Origin of the sequence: Streptomyces sp. TLI_105, from assembly GCF_900105415.1 — a bacterium.
In the GTDB taxonomy this organism is placed as follows: domain Bacteria; phylum Actinomycetota; class Actinomycetes; order Streptomycetales; family Streptomycetaceae; genus Streptomyces.
In genome coordinates this window covers 563,858-580,395 of sequence record NZ_FNSM01000001.1, presented here as the reverse complement: position 1 = coordinate 580,395, position 16,538 = coordinate 563,858, and the positions used below count along the sequence as shown (strand labels likewise).

Here is a 16,538-nt window from a genome sequence, read left to right as displayed (position 1 = left end):
GTGGGGCCGCCGGCAGTGGACGCCGCCCGGGGCCCCGGACGGACGCCGGGGGAGGAGCGCATGCCCACGACGGGCGGAGCCGTCAGCTCGGGGGCACGGGGGAGAAACGGCCCACGGCCGCCAGGTCCGTGCTGATCAGACGCGCCGTCTCGCGCAGCGCCGGCAGCAGCGCCGTGAGGCTCTCCTCCGGGGTGGCCCGCCCCGCGTGCAGGGCCACGTTGACCGCGGCGACCACCCGCCCCGCACCGTCCGTGACCGCCACCGCCAACGAGCGGAGCCCCTCCTCCAGCTCCTGCTCCACCCACCCGTAGCCGCGTGCGGCGGTCGCCGTCACGGCCTCGTCGAGTCCCTCGTGGGTCGTCACCGTGCGCGGGGTGAGCGCCCGGGGCGTGATGCGGCCGAGCCGTCGGGCGCGTTCCGCCGCCGGCAGGGCCCCGAGCAGGACGCGGCCCATGGAGGTCGCGTACGCGGGCAGCCGGGTGCCGACGGTGATGTCGATGTGCATGATGCGGGTGCCCGCGACCCGGGCCACATAGCGGATGTCGTCCCCGTCGAGGACGGCGACGGACGCGGACTCGTGGACCCGCAGCACGAGGGCGACCAGGTGCGGGGTGGCGATCTCCGGGAGGCTCAGGCCGGAGAGGCGGGCGTAGCCGAGTTCCAGGACCCGGGGGAGGACCAGGAAGCCCTCGGGGTCCTCCCGTACGTACCCGAGATGGCGCAGGGTGATCAGGGACCGGCGGGCGGTGGCGCGGGGCAGTCCGGTGAGCCGGGCGAGCTCGGCGAGCCGGGCGGGCCCCCGGACGAAGCCGAAGGCGCGCAGGACGTCGAGACCGCGCGCGAGCGACTGGAGGAAGCCCGAGCCGAGCTCTTCCTTGAGTGCGGCACCGGCGACGGGCGCCGAAGCCGTCGGCGCGGACGTCGGTCCGGCCGGGGCAGGCGCCGTCTCCGCCGCTTCCGGGGCGTCGGCGGTCGGCGCGGACCCGGCCCCGGGCGCCGGAGCGCCGCTCGCGGGTGCGGCGGCGGCCGGTGCCGCCGCCAGCGCGGCCTCCATCGCCGTGACCGCGCGGCGCAGCGGCGGCAGGGCCTGGGCCGTGAGGGACGCGGCGCTGTGCCGGCTGGTGTGGCTGACGACGCTGACCGCGCAGACGACCGTGCCGTCCGGTCCCCGTACCGGCAGCGCGACGGCGAGCAGTCCCGGCTCGATCAGCTGGTCGTCCACGGCGAGTCCGGTCGCGCGGGCCTCGCGCACCCGGGCGAGGAACCCGGCCTCGACCTCCTCGGACGTGGGCGGCGCCCCGGCCGGCCGGGGCGGTACGGAGGGGAAGCCGGCGTCCAGGGGGTCCTTCGCGCGCCGGGCCCGCCACCGTTCGAGGTCCGCCGCGTCCCACCGCCCGGCGAACAGGGCGCCGGGCGCGCAGCGTTCGGCCGGCAGGAGGTCCCCGGTCCGGAAGGAGATCGCCATCGCCCGGCGGCGGGTGGCCTGGGCGAGGAAGCGGACGCCGTCGCCGTCCGGGACGGCCAGGGACACCGACTCGTCCAGCGCGTCGGCGAGGGCGACGGCGTGCGGTCCGAGGAGCTCCGGCAGCCCGCAGGAGGCCAGGTAGGCGTTGCCGAGCTCGGCGGCGCCGGGCGCGAGCAGCAGGTCGCGGCCCTCGGCCCGGAGGACGCCGAGGCGGACGAGGGTCGTCGCGACCCGGTCGACGGTGGAGCGGGCGAGCCCGGTCGTCCGGGCGAGGTCACCGGGCCGGTGCCGGACCTCGGGGCTCGCGGCCATGACGCGGAGCACGGCGAGCCCGCGTTCGAGCGGCCCGACCAGCTCGTCGGGCGCGCCGACCGCGACCGGTTCGCCGACCGCGTCCCGTTCGTGGACCGCGACCGGTTCGCCAGGCGCGTCCACGGCGTCGGGCGAGTCCAGGGCGTCGGGCGAGTCCACGGCGTCGGGCGCCACCGGCGCGTCGGCCGGGTCGGGTGCGTCCGGGGCCTCGATCGGCTGCGGCATCGTCCGGACTCCTCGGGGCGGTGGCGGGTGGAGCGGGCGCGGGGGACGCGCGGGGAAACCGTACCCGCGCCGTTGACACGGCCCGTGGCGCGGATGGACACTCACCCCCGCCAAAATTCTGAACTCAAGTTCAGCAGGCGAACACCCGCACCGTCAATCCCGAGTGAAACGGGTTGTTACATGGACAAAGTGGTCGCCAGTGCCGCCGAAGCGGTGGCGGACATCGAGGACGGCGCCTCACTCGCCGTCGGAGGCTTCGGGCTGAGCGGCGTGCCGGACGTGCTCATCCGCGCCCTGCACGCCCACGGCCCAGGAGACCTCTCCGTCGTCTCCAACAACTGCGGCGTCGACGGCGGAGGCCTGGGCATCCTCCTCGCCGCCGGCCGCATCAGCCGCGTCACCGGCTCCTACATCGGCGACAACAAGGAGTTCGCCCGCCGCTACCTCGGCGGCGAGCTCGAACTGGAACTCACCCCCCAGGGCACCCTGGCCGAGCGGCTCCGCGCCGGCGGCTGCGGCATCCCCGCCTTCTTCACCCCCGCGGGCGTCGGCACCCAGGTCGCCGACGGCGGACTGCCCTGGCGGTACGCGGCCGACGGCGCCTCCCGGACGGAGCCCGGGGAAGCCGCCGTCGCCGTCGCCTCCCCGCCCAAGGAGATCCGCGAGTACGACGGACGCCCGTACGTCCTCGAACACGGCATCACCACCGACTTCGCGCTCGTCCGCGCGGCCCGCGGCGACCGGCACGGCAACCTCGTCTTCGCCCGCGCCGCCCGCAACTTCAACCCGCTCGCCGCCATGGCCGGCCGGATCACGATCGCCGAGGTGGAGGAGCTCGTCGAACCCGGCGAGCTCGACCCCGACCAGGTCCACCTGCCGGGCGTCTTCGTCCAGCGGGTGCTGGCGCTCACCCCCGCCCAGGCCGCCGACAAGGGCATCGAACGAAGGACGGTACGCCCCCGATGAGCTGGACCAGGGACGAGATGGCGGCCCGCGCCGCCCGCGAGCTGACGGACGGTTCGTACGTCAACCTCGGCATCGGACTGCCCACCCGCGTACCGAACTTCCTCCCCGACGGCGTCGACGTCGTCCTCCACTCCGAGAACGGACTCCTCGGCGTCGGCCCCTACCCGTACGAGGACGAGGTCGACCCCGACCTGATCAACGCGGGCAAGGAGACGGTCACCGTCCTGCCCGGCGCCGCGTTCTTCGACTCCGCGCTCTCCTTCGGCATGATCCGCGGCGGCCACATCGACACCGCGATCCTCGGCGCCATGCAGGTCTCCGCCCGCGGCGACCTCGCCAACTGGACGGTCCCCGGCCGCGTGGTCAAGGGCATGGGCGGCGCCATGGACCTCGTCCACGGAGCCCGCCGGGTCCTCGTCCTCATGGAGCACACCGCCAAGGACGGCACCCCCAAGATCGTCCAGGAGTGCTCCCTGCCGCTCACCGGCCGGGGCTGCGTCGACCGGATCGTCACCGACCTCGGCGTCCTCGACGTCACCGAGGACGGACTCCGGCTCGTCGAGACCGCCCCCGGCGTCACCCCCGAGGACATCGTCCGCCTGACGGCGGCTCCCGTGAAGGTGGAAACCGCAGCATGATCCCGACCCAGCAGGACATCTCGAAGGAGATCGACGCCCGGCGCGAGGAGTACCTCCGCGCCGGCGAGACCCGGCACCACCCCGCCCGCGACTACCCGCCCTACCGCAGCAGCGCGCTGCGCCACCCCCGGCAGCCCCTGGTCGCCGTGCGCGACCCCGAGGCCGTCGAACTCTCCGGACCGGTCTTCGGCGCCACCGACGTCACCGCCCTCGACGCCGACCTCACCCGCGGCGGCGCCGGCGAACCCCTCGGTGAGCGGATGACCGTCACCGGGCGCGTCCTCGACCGGGCCGGCCGCCCCGTGCGCGGCCAGCTCGTCGAGGTCTGGCAGGCCAACGCCGCCGGACGCTACGCCCACCGGCTCGACCAGCACCCGGCGCCGCTCGACCCCCACTTCACCGGCGCCGGCCGCTGCCTGACGGACGACCAGGGCACGTACCGCTTCACCACGATCCGCCCCGGCGCCTACCCCTGGCGCAACCACACCAACGCCTGGCGCCCCGCGCACATCCACTTCTCCCTCTTCGGCAGCGCCTTCACCCAGCGGCTCGTCACCCAGATGTACTTCCCCGGCGACCCGCTCCTCGCCTACGACCCCGTCCTCCAGTCCGTCACCGACGACGCCGCCCGCGCCCGGCTCGTCGCCGCCTACGACCACCACCTCACCATCCCCGAACACGCCCTCGGCTACCGCTGGGACATCGTCCTCGACGGACCCGCCGCGACCTGGATCGAGGAAGGCCGATGACCGGCACGCCCACCCCCGCCCTCCCGACCCCCGCCCAGACCGTCGGCCCCTTCTACGGATACGCGCTGCCCTTCCCCGGCGGACCCGACCTCGCCCCCGCCGGGCACCCGGACACCCTCACCGTCCACGGCCACGTGTACGACGGAGCCGGCGCCCCCGTCCCCGACGCGCTCCTGGAGATCTGGCAGCCAGGACCCGACGGCGACCGCGCCGGCGCCCCCGGCTCCCTCCGCAAGGACCCCGTCACCGGCGGCCACGCCGGCCGCGACGGCGTCACCTTCACCGGTTTCGGCCGGGTCGCCACCGACGCCGACGGCCGCTGGGCGATACGCACCCTGCCGCCCGCCGGAGCCCCGTACCTCTCCGTCTGCGTCTTCGCCCGCGGCCTCCTGCACCACCTCTTCACCCGGATCTACCTGCCGGGACCGGCCGCCGAGACCGACCCGCTGCTCGCCTCGCTCCCGCCGGAGCGGCGCGCCACCCTGCTCGCGACCGGGACCGGACCGCGCACCCTGCGCTTCGACGTCCGCCTCCAGGGCCCGGAGGAGACGGTGTTCCTTGACTTCCGCTGAGCAGCCCGAGCGGCGGTACGAGGAGGAGCCGTACGGGGCTGGGTCTCCGGCACGGCGGTACGAGCACGAGGCGCCGCACGAGGCCGGCTTCCCGGCGCGGCGGTACGAGGAGGAGGAACCGTACGACGTCGGACTCCTCGCCCCCGTCCGCGCCGGCACCGACGTCGAGGCGGCCACCGGCGACCGCGCCTTCCTCCGGGCCATGCTCGACGCCGAGGCCGCCCTCACCCGGGCCCAGGCCGCCCTCGGCCACGCACCCGCCGAGGCCGCCGCCGCCGTCACCGAGGCCGCGTCCCGCACCGACCGGTACGACCCGCGCGCGCTCGCCCTGCGCGCCCGAGGCGGCGGCAACCCCGTCATCCCCCTCGTCGCCGAACTCACCGCCGCCGTACCGGAGGAGGCCGCACCCCACGTCCACCGGGGCGCGACCAGCCAGGACATCATGGACACGGCCGCGATGCTCGTCGCGGCCCGCGCCCTCCCCCTCGTCACGGCCCCCCTGCACCGCGCCGCCGCCGTCCTCGGGCGGCTCACCGCCGACCACCGCGACACCGTCATGGCCGGCCGCACCCTCACCCAGCACGCCGTCCCCACCACCTTCGGGCTCAAGGCGGCGGGCTGGCGCAGCCTCGTCCTCGACGCGACCGACCGGCTCACCGCCCTCACGCTCCCCGCCCAACTCGGCGGCGCGGCGGGCACCCTGGCCGCGTTCGAGCAGCTGGCCGACGCACCCGGCAGCGGGCCCGCCCTCGCCGAGGCGTACGCACGGGAACTCGGCCTCGCCGCCCCCGCCCTGCCCTGGCACACCCTGCGCACCCCCGTCGCCGACCTCGGCACCGCACTGGCCTTCACCACGGCCGCACTCGGCAAACCGGCCGCCGACGTGCTGCTGCTCAGCCGCACCGAGACCGGCGAACTCGCCGAGGGCGAGGGCGGCGGCTCCTCCGCCATGCCCCACAAGAACAACCCCGTCCACGCCACCCTCATCGCCGCGGCCGCCCGTCAGGCGCCCGCGCTCGCCGCCGTCCTCCTCGGCTCGCTCACCGCCGAGGACGAACGGCCGGCCGGCGCCTGGCACGCCGAATGGCAGGCCCTGCGCGAACTCCTCCGCCTCGCCGGAGGCGCCGCCCACCACCTGGCCGCGCTCACCGAGGGCCTCCGGGTCTTCCCCGGCCGCATGCGGGAGAACCTGCACCGCACCCGGGGCCTGGTGGCGAGCGAACGCCTCGCCGCGGAACTCTCCGCGCTCCTCGGCCGCGCCGCCGCCCGACGGCTCCTCGACGAGGCCTCCCACCGGGCCCTGACGGAGCGCCGCCACCTCGCGGACGTCCTCGCCGAGGCCCCGGAACTCACCGGCCTGGTCACACCGGACCACCTCAGGACCCTCACGGACCCGGCCGGCGCGACCGGCGCCGCTCCCCACCTCGTCGACCACGCCCTGCAAAGACGCCCCTCCGCCGACCGGAAAGGCCCCGCATGACACCCGACGCGACCACCGCCCCGACGGAAACGGCGGGCCCCGTCGCCGCGCCCACCCCGGCGGCAGCCGCCCCCGCCCCCACCCGGATGACGGCCGGGGCGTCGGAGCCGCCCGAGGCGGAGCCCGCCCCCGCCCCCACCGGACCAGGGCCCGCGACCCCCGCACCCACCCAGGCGGCAGCCGCCCCCGCCCTCCACCACCGGGTCGACGGCCCCGCCGACGCCCCCGTCCTCCTCCTCGGGCCCTCCCTCGGCACCTCGCTCGGCGTCTGGGACGCGCAGACCACCGCCCTCGCCCGGCACCACCGGGTGGTCCGCTGGGACCTCCCCGGCCACGGCGGCACCCCCGCCAAGGCGCTGCCCGACACCACGCCCGGGGCCACCACCGTCGCCGACCTCGCCGCCCTCGTCCTCGAACTCGCCGACCACCTCGGCGCCGAGCGCTTCGGCTACGCCGGCATCTCCCTCGGCGGCGCCGTCGGCGCCCACCTCGCCGCCCACCACCCCGAGCGGGTCACCGGCCTCGCCGTCGTCTGCTCCTCGGCCCGCTTCGGCGACCCGGAGGCCTGGCGCGAGCGCGCCGCGCTCGTCCGCGCCCGGGGTACAGCGCCCCTGGCCGAGACGATGGCCGCGCGCTGGTTCACGCCCGGCTTCGCCTCCACCGGGGCCGCCGACCGGCTCCTCGCCGACCTGCGGGCCGCCGACCCCGACGGCTACGCGGCCTGCTGCGACGCCCTCGCCACGTACGACCTGCGCGAGGCGCTCGGCCGGATCACCGCCCCGACCCTGGTCGTCGCCGGCCGGGCCGATCCGGCCACGCCGCCCGCCCACTCCCGCGAACTCGCCGACGGCATCCCCGACGCGGGCCTCCTCGAACTCCCCGGAGCCTCCCACCTGGCCCCCGCCGAACGCCCGCAGGCCGTCCTCACCGCGCTCCTCGGCCACTTCGGCGCCCCCGCCGACGACGGCAGCAGACACGCCCGCGGCATGGCCGTCCGCCGCGAGGTCCTCGGCGACGCGCACGTCGACCGGGCCGTCGCCCGGACGACCGCCCTCACCGCCGACTTCCAGGACTACATCACCCGCTGCGCCTGGGGAGAGATCTGGACCCGCCCGGGACTCGACCGCCGCACCCGCAGCTGCATCACCCTCACCGCCCTGGTCGCCCACGGCCATCTGGAGGAGCTCGCCCTGCACGTCCGGGCCGCGCTGCGCAACGGCCTCACCCCCGAGGACATCGGGGAGGTCCTGCTGCACTCCGCCGTCTACTGCGGCGTCCCCGCCGCCAACGCCGCCTTCGCCACGGCCCAGCGCGTCCTCGCCGAGGACGCGACCAGCTGACCCCCTCCGACCTCTCCTGGAGTCACCCGTGCCCCGCACCACCACCGTCGGCATCATCGGAGCCGGTCCCGCCGGCCTCCTCCTCTCCCACCTGCTCCACCGGCAGGGCATCGACAGCGTCGTCCTCGAACTGCGCGACCGGGAATACGTCGAGCGCCGCCAGCGCGCCGGCATCCTCGAACAGGACACCGTCGACGTGCTGCGCGCCTCCGGCGCCGGCGCCCGAATGGACCGCCAGGGCCTGGAGCACCACGGCATCGAGCTCCGCTTCGACCGCCGCTCCCACCGCATCGACTTCCCGTCCCTGACCGGCGGCCGCTCCGTCATGGTCTACGCCCAGACCGAGGTCGTGAAGGACCTCATCGAACTGCGACTGGGGGACGGCGGAACCGTCCTCTTCGAGGCCGAGGCGCTCTCCGTGGACGGCGCCGACACCGACCGGCCCACCGTCCGCTACCGCCACGAGGGCGCGGAGAAGACCCTGGAGTGCGCGTACGTCGTCGCCTGCGACGGCTTCCACGGGATCGGCCGCCGTTCCCTCCCCGAGGACCTGCTCACCGTGGTCGAGCGGACGTACCCCTTCTCCTGGCTCGGCATCCTCGCCGACGTCCCGCCCTCCTGCGACGAGCTGATCTACGCCCACCACGAGCGCGGCTTCGCCCTGCACAGCATGCGCTCGCCGCAGGTCAGCCGCCTCTACCTCCAGGTGGACCCGGACGACACCGTCGACGACTGGTCCGACGAGCGGATCTGGGACGAGCTGGACGCCCGCTTCGCCGTCGACGGCGACTGGACCCTGCGGCGCGGCCCCGTCACGGAGAAGAGCATCACCCCGATGCGCAGCTTCGTCGCCGAACCCCTGCGCCACGGCCGCCTGTTCCTCGCCGGCGACGCCGCCCACATCGTGCCGCCCACCGGAGCCAAGGGCCTCAACCTCGCCGTCGCCGACGTCACCCTGCTCGCCCGGGCCCTCACCCGCCACCGCACGCACGGCGACGAATCGGCCATCGACGCCTACTCGGAGACCGCGCTGCGCCGGATCTGGCGGGCCGAGCACTTCTCGTACACGATGACCACCCTGCTCCACGCCGACCCCGCCGAGTCCCGCTTCGACCGCGAACTGCGCCTCTCGCACCTGCGCTACCTGGCGGGCTCCGAGGCGGCCTCGGCCTCCCTCGCCGAGAACTACGTGGGATTCAGGACGGACTGACGATCCGTCGGCGCGTGGAAGGGGGCGGCCGCTTCGAGCGGCCGCCCCCTTCCACGTACGGACGGATCAGGCGAAGAAGCGGTACACCGCCTGGGCGACGCACGCCGGCTTGGTGACGCCGTCGATCTCCACGGTCAGGTCCACGACGACCTCGACCCCGCCCTTGACGTCCTCCACAGACACCACGCGGCCGTGCGCGCGGATCTTCGAGCCGACGCGCACGGGGGAGGGGAAACGCACCTTGTTGAGACCGTAGTTGACGGCCATCGACACGTCCTCGACCTGGAGCAGCTCGCTCCACATCGGGATGAGCAGCGAGAGCGTCAGATAGCCGTGGGCGATGGTGCCGCCGAAGGGGCCCGTGGCGGCGCGCTCGGCGTCGACGTGGATCCACTGGTGGTCGTCGGTGGCGTCGGCGAAGGTGTCGACGCGCGGCTGGGCGATCTCGACCCAGGAGCTGTGGCCGAGGTCGGCCCCGGCCTGCGCCTTGATCTCGTCGATGCCGTGGACGGTGAGAGCCATGGGGGGGGTACTCCTCTGAATCGGAAGGAAGAGGTCAGTCGCCGTAGCGCGCCCGGATGGGCGCCTTCAGCAGCTTTCCGGTGGCGTTGCGGGGGAGCTCGGGAACGAGGACGACGCTCTTGGGGATCTTGTAGCGGGCGAGCCGACCCTCCAGGTGGGTGATCAGCTCCCCTTCGGTGACGGTCGCCCCCGCACGGGTGACGACGACGGCCCGTCCCACCTCGCCCCAGCGGGCGTCGGGCACGCCGATGACGGCCGCCTCGGCGACGTCCGGGTGCCCGAGCAGGGCGTCCTCGACCTCGGCCGGGTAGATGTTCTCCCCGCCCGAGATGATCATGTCTTTGAGGCGGTCGACGAGCCGGACGTAGCCGTCCTCGTCCACGGTGGCCACGTCGCCCGACCGGAAGCGCCCCCCGTCGCGGAAGGCCGCGGCGGTCGCCTCCGGAAGGTTCCAGTAGCCCGGGGTCACGTTCGGCCCCGCGACGACGACCTCGCCCTTCTCGCCGGGTGCCGCCTCCTCGCCGGAGGGCAGCAGCACCCGCACGTCGGTGAAGAAGTGCGGGACGCCCGCCGAACCGGCCCGGCTCACCGAGTCGGCCCGGTCCAGGATCAGGGCACCGGGCGCGGTCTCCGTCATGCCGTACCCCTGGACGAAGGCGAGGTCCCGGTCGAGATAGGCGCGCGTGGTGCGGCTGGGCACCGGGGCGCCGCCGCAGAGCAGGGTGCGCAGACCGGTCAGGTCCGCGTCCGCCCAGCCCGGGGCCGCCGCCATCGCGTCGTACATCGTCGGCACGCCGAACATGCAGGTCACCCCGTGCCGTTCGATCAGCCGCAGGGCGCGGCCGGCGTCGAAGGAGGCCTCCAGGAGGACCGTGCCGCCCTTCAGCAGGATCGGCAGGCAGCTCATGTTGAGCGCCCCGGTGTGGAACAGCGGTGCGGCGACCAGGGCCACCTCGTCGCCGGCGAGGTCGGTGTCCACGAGGACGTTGAGGCTGTTCCAGACGATGTTGCCGTGGGTGAGGACGGCGCCCTTGGAACGTCCGGTCGTGCCCGAGGTGTACATGATGAGGCAGACGTCCTCGTGCCCCACCTCCTCGTCGACCGGCTCCGTCGACGCGGCCGCGAGCAGTTCCTCGTACGAGGCGCCCGGGCCGCCGTCCACGGCGAGGACGGTCGCGAGGGCGGCACCCGCCGCCAGTTCGGCCACCCGCGCGGCCGGCTGCCCGGCGTGCACCAGGACGGCGCTGCCCGAGTCGGTCAGCTGGTGGAGCAGCTCCGGTGCGGCGAGCCGGGTGTTGAGCGGTACGAACACCGCGCCGAGGAGACCGGCCGCGAAGAGCGTCTCCAGGTACGCCGGATGGTTGGGGCCGAGGAACGCCACCCGGTCGCCGCGCTCGACCCCGGCGCCCCGCAGGGCGTGGGCCAACCGGGTGCAGCGCTCGTGGAGTTCGGCGTAGGCGATCGCGCGGCCCTCGTACAGCAGGGCGGTGCGCCGGGGCGACCTGCGGTCGCGGCGGGCGGGCCAGGAGCCGATGCCCTGGTTGCGCATGGGGTACCCCTCAGTTTCCGGTGAGGCCGAGCAGCCGGGCCGCGTTCCCCTTGAGGATCTTCGGACGGACCTCGTCCTTGATCGGGAGCTTCGCGAAGTCGGCCAGCCAGCGGTCCGGCGCGAGCAGCGGGAAGTCGGAGCCGAACAGCACCTTGTCCTGCAGCAGGCTGTCGGCGTACCGGACCAGCTGCGGCGGGAAGTACTTCGGCGACCAGCCCGACAGGTCGATGTACACCTGCGGCTTGTGGGTGGCGACCGCGAGCGCCTCGTCCTGCCAGGGGAAGGACGGGTGCGCGAGGACGATCTTCATCCCCGGGAAGTCGGCGGCGACGCCGTCCACGTCCATCGGGTTCGAGTACTTCAGCCGGATGCCCCCGCCACCCGGGGCGCCCGCCCCGATGCCCGTCTGCCCGGTGTGGAAGACCGCGATCGCACCGGCCTCCTCGATCGCCTCGTACAGCGGGTACGCCATGCGGTCGTCGGGGTGGAAGGCCTGGATGTTCGGGTGGAACTTGAACCCCCTGGCCCCGAACTCCTCGACGAGCCGCCGGATCTGACGGACCGCCGACTTCCCCTTGTACGGGTCGACGCCGGCGAACGGGATGATCACGTCCGGGTTCCGCAGGGCGGCCTCGGCGATCTCCTCGTTCGGCACCGGCGGGGTGCCGGTCGCCGACTCCGCGTCCACCGTGAACACCACACAGGCCATCCGCCGCTCGCGGTAGTACGCGGCGATCTCCGGCAGCGTGGGGTGCCGGTGCTCCGCCCCGAAGTACGCGCCGGCGGCGGCGTCGAGCTCGGCGGAGAGCGACGCCCCGCCCTTCTCGGACACCTCGGCGTGGGTGTGCATGTCGATGGCGACGAGCGCGTCCACGTCCAGCGGGGACGTCGGGCCGTGGCCGCTCACAGCTGCGGCGCCGGGATGCCGAAGGTCTCCGGGGCGCGGCCGACGGTCACCGGCCAGGCGGCGGCGATGGCCTCGGCGCTCCAGCCCCCGTCGGCGTACGCCACCGACACCTCCCGCGGGTGCGACCACAGGGAGAGCTTGTCGCCGCCGATGCCGACGCACTGACCGGTCACCCCGGCGGCCGCGTCCGAGGCGAGGAAGGTCACCAGACCGGCGACGTCCTCGGGGGTGCCGAAGCCCTCGCCCTTGCGCAGGCCGTCGGGGAACGCGACGCCGTCCCGCTCCAGGGCCTCGACGTGCGGGGCGAAGACGGGGATCGTCCTGGTCATCGCGGTCGCGGCGACCGGGATGACGGCGTTCGCGGTGATGCCGGCCTTCGCCAGCTCCATGCCCCAGGTGCGGACCATGGCGGCGATCCCGGCCTTGGCGGCGGCGTAGTTGGTCTGCCCGAAGTTGCCGCGCTGCCCGGCGGGGGAGCCGGCGACCACGATCCGGCCGCCCTCGCCCTGGGCGCGCATCCGCTCGACGGCGGCGCGGACGCAGGTGAAGGTGCCGCGCAGGTGCACCTCGACGACGGTGTCGAAGTCCTCGTCCGTCATCTTCCACAGCACCCGGTCCCGCAGGACTCCGGCGTTGGTGACCATGACGTCGAGCCGGCCGTAGCTGTCGACGGCGCGGGCGACGAGGGCCTCGGCGGCCTCGGTGGAGCCGACCGGCACCACCTCGGCGACGGCCCGCCCGCCGTCGGCGGTGATCAGGCGTACGGCCTCGACGGCGGCCTCGGCAGCCACGTCGTTGACCACCACGGCGGCGCCGGCGGCGGCCAGCGAGCGGGCGTAGGCGAGGCCGAGTCCGCGGCCGCTGCCGGTGACGACGGCGACCTTGCCGGAGAGATCCGCATGGGTCATGAACGGGGGTCCTTTCCCGTGAAGGCGGTGCGGGGCGCGGGGGATCGCGACCGGACACGCACCGTCGAGCGAACAAGCTAGGCATTCTTTTGTCGGCCGTCAATGAAGTGCCGAATATTGAGGCGCGTTTCCGGAACCCGCCCTACGCTGTCCCCGTGACGCAGCCCGCCCCGACCGCCGAGACCGGAACCCCCGCCGAGCCCGGCTCCTCGCCCCGCCCCCAGTCCCTGATGCTGACCTTCTTCGGCATCCACGTCCTCGGCACCGGAACCGCCCTGTCCTCGGCGAGCGTGATCGACGCCTTCGCCCGGGTGGACGTCGGCGAGGACGCCGTCCGCTCGACCCTCACCCGCATGGTCGGCCGCGAACTGCTCGAACGGCACCGACGCGGCCGCCGCATGTACTTCTCGCTCACGCCCCGGGCCGCGGAGGTCCTCGCCGACGGCCAGGAGCGCGTCCACCGCACCGGCGCCGTCAACCGGGCCTGGGACGGCACCTGGACCCTGGTCGGCTTCTCGCTGCCCGAGTCCTGGCGCCGGGAACGCCACGACCTGCGCTCGCGGCTCGTCTGGGCGGGCTTCGGGCCGCTGCAGAGCGGCCTCTGGGTGGCCCCCGGCCGGGTGGACGTCGCCCCCCTCGCGACCGAACTCGGACTCGGGGACCGCATCAGGGCCTTCCACGGCGAGGCCGCCGCGCCAACCGAGGCCGGGCCCCTGCTCCGTACCGCCTTCGACGTCGACGCCATCGCCGACGGCTACCGCGTCTTCCTCGCCCGCTGGGGCGACGGCGCCGCCCCCGGCGAGGCGCGCGACGACCTGGGCCGGCTGCTCCTGCTCCACACCGACTGGCTCGACCTGGTCCGCCGCGACCCGCACCTGCCCGCCGAGCACCTGCCCGCCGACTGGCCCGCCGAGACCGCGGAGGCCCTCTTCCGCGAGCTCTCCGCCCGCTTCGAACCGGGGGCCCGACGGATCGCCGACGAGATCCTGGACCGCTGGGAACCGGAGGGGTAGCCGCCGGGGCGGCGCCCCCGGCGCTGAAGATTTCTCCACGGCGTTTCCGCAGGCGGAAGCGGTTCGCCTCCGTCGCGCCCGAGAGCGATCCATTGACACCGGCGCTCGCTTCCGCGTTTTCTTTGACACGTGTCACCAAGGCGAGGCCGTCCACCCTCGCAGCCCCCTCCCCACCGAAGGGACCACGCCCATGTCGTCGAAGTCGTCGACCCCGCGCAGAATCGGACTCGCCGCCCTGGGAGCCGTACTGCTGGCCGCGACGGGAGTGACCGCGTACGCCACCACGCCCGAGAGGACCGCCCCCCTCCCGCTCGCCGGGATGCGGATCCTGATCTCCAACGACGACTCGATGCGGGCGGCGAAGGCGAGCAACTCCGACGGTCTCGGCCTGTACGAGCTCCGCCGCGCGATGTGCGCAGCCGGGGCCGACGTCGTCGTCATGGCGCCCTGGCAGGTCCAGTCCGGCAAGGGCACCGCCGTCACCAACGGCGGCGTCCTCACCGCCCAGCGCCGCACCGCCCTGCCCGCCGGCTACGAGAACGACTGCGCCCAGGCGCCCTCGGGGGGAGCCGTCTACGGCGTCTGCCTCGCCGACGGCCACTGCGCCGCGGACTCCCCGTCCGCCACCCCGGCCGACACCGTCAAGCTCGCCCTCCGCGCCGGTCTCGAGGCCGAGGCGGGCTGGACCGGGGCCCCCGACCTCGTCCTCACCGGCATCAACTCCGGCCCCAACGTCTCCGCCCAGGTCAACGACTCCGGGACGGTGGGCGCCGCCGTCGCCGCCATCGACCAGAACGTCCCCGCCATCGCGTTCTCCTCGTCCGGCGACGAGACGAACACGTCCTTCCCGCGCGTCAACTACCGCGCCAACGCCGAGTTCGGCGCCCGCTTCGTCGCCGGCCTCAGGCAACGCGGCCTGCTCACCGCCGACTTCGCCCTCAAGGTCGACTACCCCGACGTCAGCACGGGGACGCCCGCCGGACCGCCGCGCTGGACACGGGTCGGCCACGGGCAGGCCGTCTGGCACGCCTACGAGCAGACCGGCGGGAACTCCTTCAGGATCGGCCTCGGCCTCTGCGGGGAGGCGCCGGGCGATCCGTGCACCGAGACCGTGAAGGACGCCGACTCCACCGCCCTGCTCCGCGACGGCCGCATCGCCGTGGCACCGGTGACCGCCGACCGCACCTACGGCGTGAGGGAACCGCACCCCGAGACGCTGCGGAAGATCCGCCGGTACGTCGAGCACGACGCTCCCCGCCGCTGACCCCCCGGAAGCCGGACTCGGCCGGACTCGGCCGGACAGGGCGGCTTCGCGTGCCGTCAGGGATGCGTGAACACCCCGGCCATGCGGGTGTCCGGGTTGCTGCTCATCCCGACGATCGCACCGCCGTCGGCACGGTTGACGCGCGCGTGCGCGCCCGCGTAGCCGTCGTCGGTGAGGAAGAACCCCAGCGCCGCGACCCAGTCGTCCACGGCCCCGGTCGCCGGGTCGTACACGGGCTCGGGCCGCGGCACGACCCGCTCCTGCGCCACGTAGCCGCCGCGCTCGACCGCGAGGTCCAGGGCCTTTCGCCACTCGGCGTCGGTGCACTCCCAGCCGACGAACGTGTCCAGGCCGCCGTACCCGGCCCCGGGCTTGAGGATGAGCCGCTCCCGCCGCTCCCGGCAGAGCTCGACCGACCCGGCGGGACCGGAGGCACGAAGCGCCCGGCTCCACGGCAGGACCCGTTCGATCAGGGCCCGCTCACCGGCGTCGAAGGCGTCGTCCGATCGCGGGTCGGAGAGGAGGGCGAGGGCGCTCTTGTGGGAGTAGAGGCCGCTCTCCAGCGACGTGAACAACACGGTCCTGCCCGCCTCGTGGGCGCGGAAGAACGGCTCCGCCACGCCCGGCCCCTCGGGGTCGTCGAGCAACTGGCTCGCCGCGAAGTTCCGAAGCACCAGGTCGAGCGGGGTGCCGTCCAGGGTGAGTTTCCCGTCGCCGCGCGCGCGTACGTCGCCGATCTCGCCGATCCTCAGGTCGAGGCCCTGCTCGGCCATCGCCTCCTGGGTGGCGCGCATCAGCCGTCCGTACGGGCCGACGCCGCCGCGCCCCTCGATCAGACCGATCACCGGTTCCGAGGAGCCGGACAGCGCGGGGCGGGCACGGTCGCGCAGGACGGCGGCCATCCGCTCGGCGATGTCCACATGGCCGAGGCCGTGCTCGCGCGCGAAGGCGGCGAACCCGGGGACCCGCAGCAGCGCCTGGTCGAAGACGTCCATGTCGAGGCCGCCGACCTCGCTGCCGAGGTTGAACTCCAGGAGCTTGAACGAGGTGCCGTCGTGGTACGCGTCGGCGCGCCCCAGCTTGGCGGGGACGCCCGAGCCGGCCCGGCGGAGCAGGGCCGCCAGCGCCGGTTCGAGCCCGATCTCCGCCGCGTACCGCTCGACGTCCCCGCCGAACAGCCGCTCCGGCAGCGACAGGAGGAGGTCGAACAGGCCCTCCAGGTCCCGCGCGAACGCGGCCGTCTCCGAGGCCCGGACGAACCAGGGCCGCGGCAGCAGGTGGGCCCGCCAGGCCTCCTCGAAGGCCGGTGGCAGTTCGGCCCGCGCGACGGCCGTCGCGAGTCCGCCGTCCCCGCGCAGGCACTCGTCCACGTATATCCGGCTCAGGTCGGTCATCGGCATCGCTCGCTTCTTCTGAAG

General features: G+C 74.7%; 15 protein-coding genes. 9 read left to right on the top strand and 6 right to left on the bottom strand.

The annotated features are described in order from the left end of the window. Window positions 1–82: 82 nt before the first annotated feature. On the bottom strand, window positions 83–2,002 hold the full coding sequence (locus tag BLW86_RS02780) for an IclR family transcriptional regulator domain-containing protein (protein WP_218138002.1): 1,920 nt from the start codon (window positions 2,000–2,002) through the stop codon (window positions 83–85). Window positions 2,003–2,182: 180 nt separating this feature from the next. Between BLW86_RS02780 and BLW86_RS02775 the strand changes: the two genes are divergently transcribed. The 7 genes from BLW86_RS02775 to BLW86_RS02745 are packed head-to-tail and all read left to right on the top strand — an operon-like array spanning window position 2,183 to window position 8,957. Beyond that, a complete protein-coding gene (locus BLW86_RS02775; RefSeq protein WP_093872520.1) occupies window positions 2,183–2,968 on the top strand; it encodes a CoA transferase subunit A in 786 nt (261 codons plus the stop codon). Then, window positions 2,965–3,606, top strand: coding sequence for a CoA transferase subunit B (locus BLW86_RS02770; protein WP_093872519.1), 642 nt, complete (start codon window positions 2,965–2,967; stop codon window positions 3,604–3,606). The genes BLW86_RS02775 and BLW86_RS02770 overlap by 4 nt, the downstream gene beginning before the upstream one ends. After that, window positions 3,603–4,355 carry a protocatechuate 3,4-dioxygenase subunit beta gene (pcaH, locus tag BLW86_RS02765; RefSeq protein ID WP_093872518.1) on the top strand — a complete coding sequence of 251 codons (753 nt, stop codon included), beginning with the start codon at window positions 3,603–3,605 and terminating at the stop codon, window positions 4,353–4,355. Before BLW86_RS02770 ends, pcaH begins: the two co-directional genes overlap by 4 nt. Next, window positions 4,352–4,927, top strand: coding sequence for a protocatechuate 3,4-dioxygenase subunit alpha (gene pcaG, locus BLW86_RS02760; RefSeq protein WP_093872517.1), 576 nt, complete (start codon window positions 4,352–4,354; stop codon window positions 4,925–4,927). The genes pcaH and pcaG overlap by 4 nt, the downstream gene beginning before the upstream one ends. Continuing rightward, window positions 4,914–6,407: a 3-carboxy-cis,cis-muconate cycloisomerase gene (pcaB, locus tag BLW86_RS02755; protein ID WP_093872516.1), complete on the top strand. Its 1,494-nt coding sequence runs from the start codon at window positions 4,914–4,916 to the stop codon at window positions 6,405–6,407. Before pcaG ends, pcaB begins: the two co-directional genes overlap by 14 nt. Further along, window positions 6,404–7,747, top strand: coding sequence for a bifunctional 3-oxoadipate enol-lactonase/4-carboxymuconolactone decarboxylase PcaDC (gene pcaD, locus BLW86_RS02750; protein WP_256341176.1), 1,344 nt, complete (start codon window positions 6,404–6,406; stop codon window positions 7,745–7,747). Before pcaB ends, pcaD begins: the two co-directional genes overlap by 4 nt. Window positions 7,748–7,775: 28 nt before the next feature. Then, window positions 7,776–8,957, top strand: a complete 1,182-nt coding sequence (locus BLW86_RS02745; RefSeq protein ID WP_093872515.1) for a 4-hydroxybenzoate 3-monooxygenase — start codon at window positions 7,776–7,778, stop codon at window positions 8,955–8,957. Between the two features lie 66 nt (window positions 8,958–9,023). Here BLW86_RS02745 and BLW86_RS02740 read toward each other — a convergent pair whose 3' ends face one another. From BLW86_RS02740 to BLW86_RS02725, 4 genes are read right to left on the bottom strand one after another with little or no spacing between them, the layout of a single operon-like run. Further along, window positions 9,024–9,479 (bottom strand): MaoC family dehydratase, encoded by a 456-nt coding sequence (locus tag BLW86_RS02740; RefSeq protein ID WP_093872514.1) that lies wholly within the window; start codon window positions 9,477–9,479, stop codon window positions 9,024–9,026. A gap of 34 nt (window positions 9,480–9,513) precedes the next feature. Beyond that, window positions 9,514–11,028: an acyl-CoA synthetase gene (locus tag BLW86_RS02735; protein ID WP_093872513.1), complete on the bottom strand. Its 1,515-nt coding sequence runs from the start codon at window positions 11,026–11,028 to the stop codon at window positions 9,514–9,516. Between the two features lie 10 nt (window positions 11,029–11,038). Further along, window positions 11,039–11,908, bottom strand: coding sequence for an amidohydrolase family protein (locus BLW86_RS02730; protein ID WP_093878459.1), 870 nt, complete (start codon window positions 11,906–11,908; stop codon window positions 11,039–11,041). 23 nt (window positions 11,909–11,931) lie between these two features. Next, a complete protein-coding gene (locus BLW86_RS02725) occupies window positions 11,932–12,843 on the bottom strand; it encodes an SDR family NAD(P)-dependent oxidoreductase (RefSeq protein WP_093872512.1) in 912 nt (303 codons plus the stop codon). Between the two features lie 155 nt (window positions 12,844–12,998). On the opposite strand from BLW86_RS02725, the gene BLW86_RS02720 reads away from it, so the two are divergent. Both BLW86_RS02720 and surE read left to right on the top strand, forming a co-directional pair. Continuing rightward, complete coding sequence (locus tag BLW86_RS02720; protein WP_256341175.1) at window positions 12,999–13,856, top strand: PaaX family transcriptional regulator; 858 nt, start codon at window positions 12,999–13,001, stop codon at window positions 13,854–13,856. A 190-nt stretch (window positions 13,857–14,046) separates the two neighbouring features. Then, complete coding sequence (gene surE / locus BLW86_RS02715) at window positions 14,047–15,120, top strand: 5'/3'-nucleotidase SurE (RefSeq protein ID WP_093872511.1); 1,074 nt, start codon at window positions 14,047–14,049, stop codon at window positions 15,118–15,120. Window positions 15,121–15,176: 56 nt separating this feature from the next. Here surE and BLW86_RS02710 read toward each other — a convergent pair whose 3' ends face one another. Further along, entirely contained in the window at window positions 15,177–16,520 is a 1,344-nt protein-coding gene (locus tag BLW86_RS02710) for a hypothetical protein (protein ID WP_093872510.1), read from the bottom strand. Window positions 16,521–16,538 lie beyond the last annotated feature (18 nt).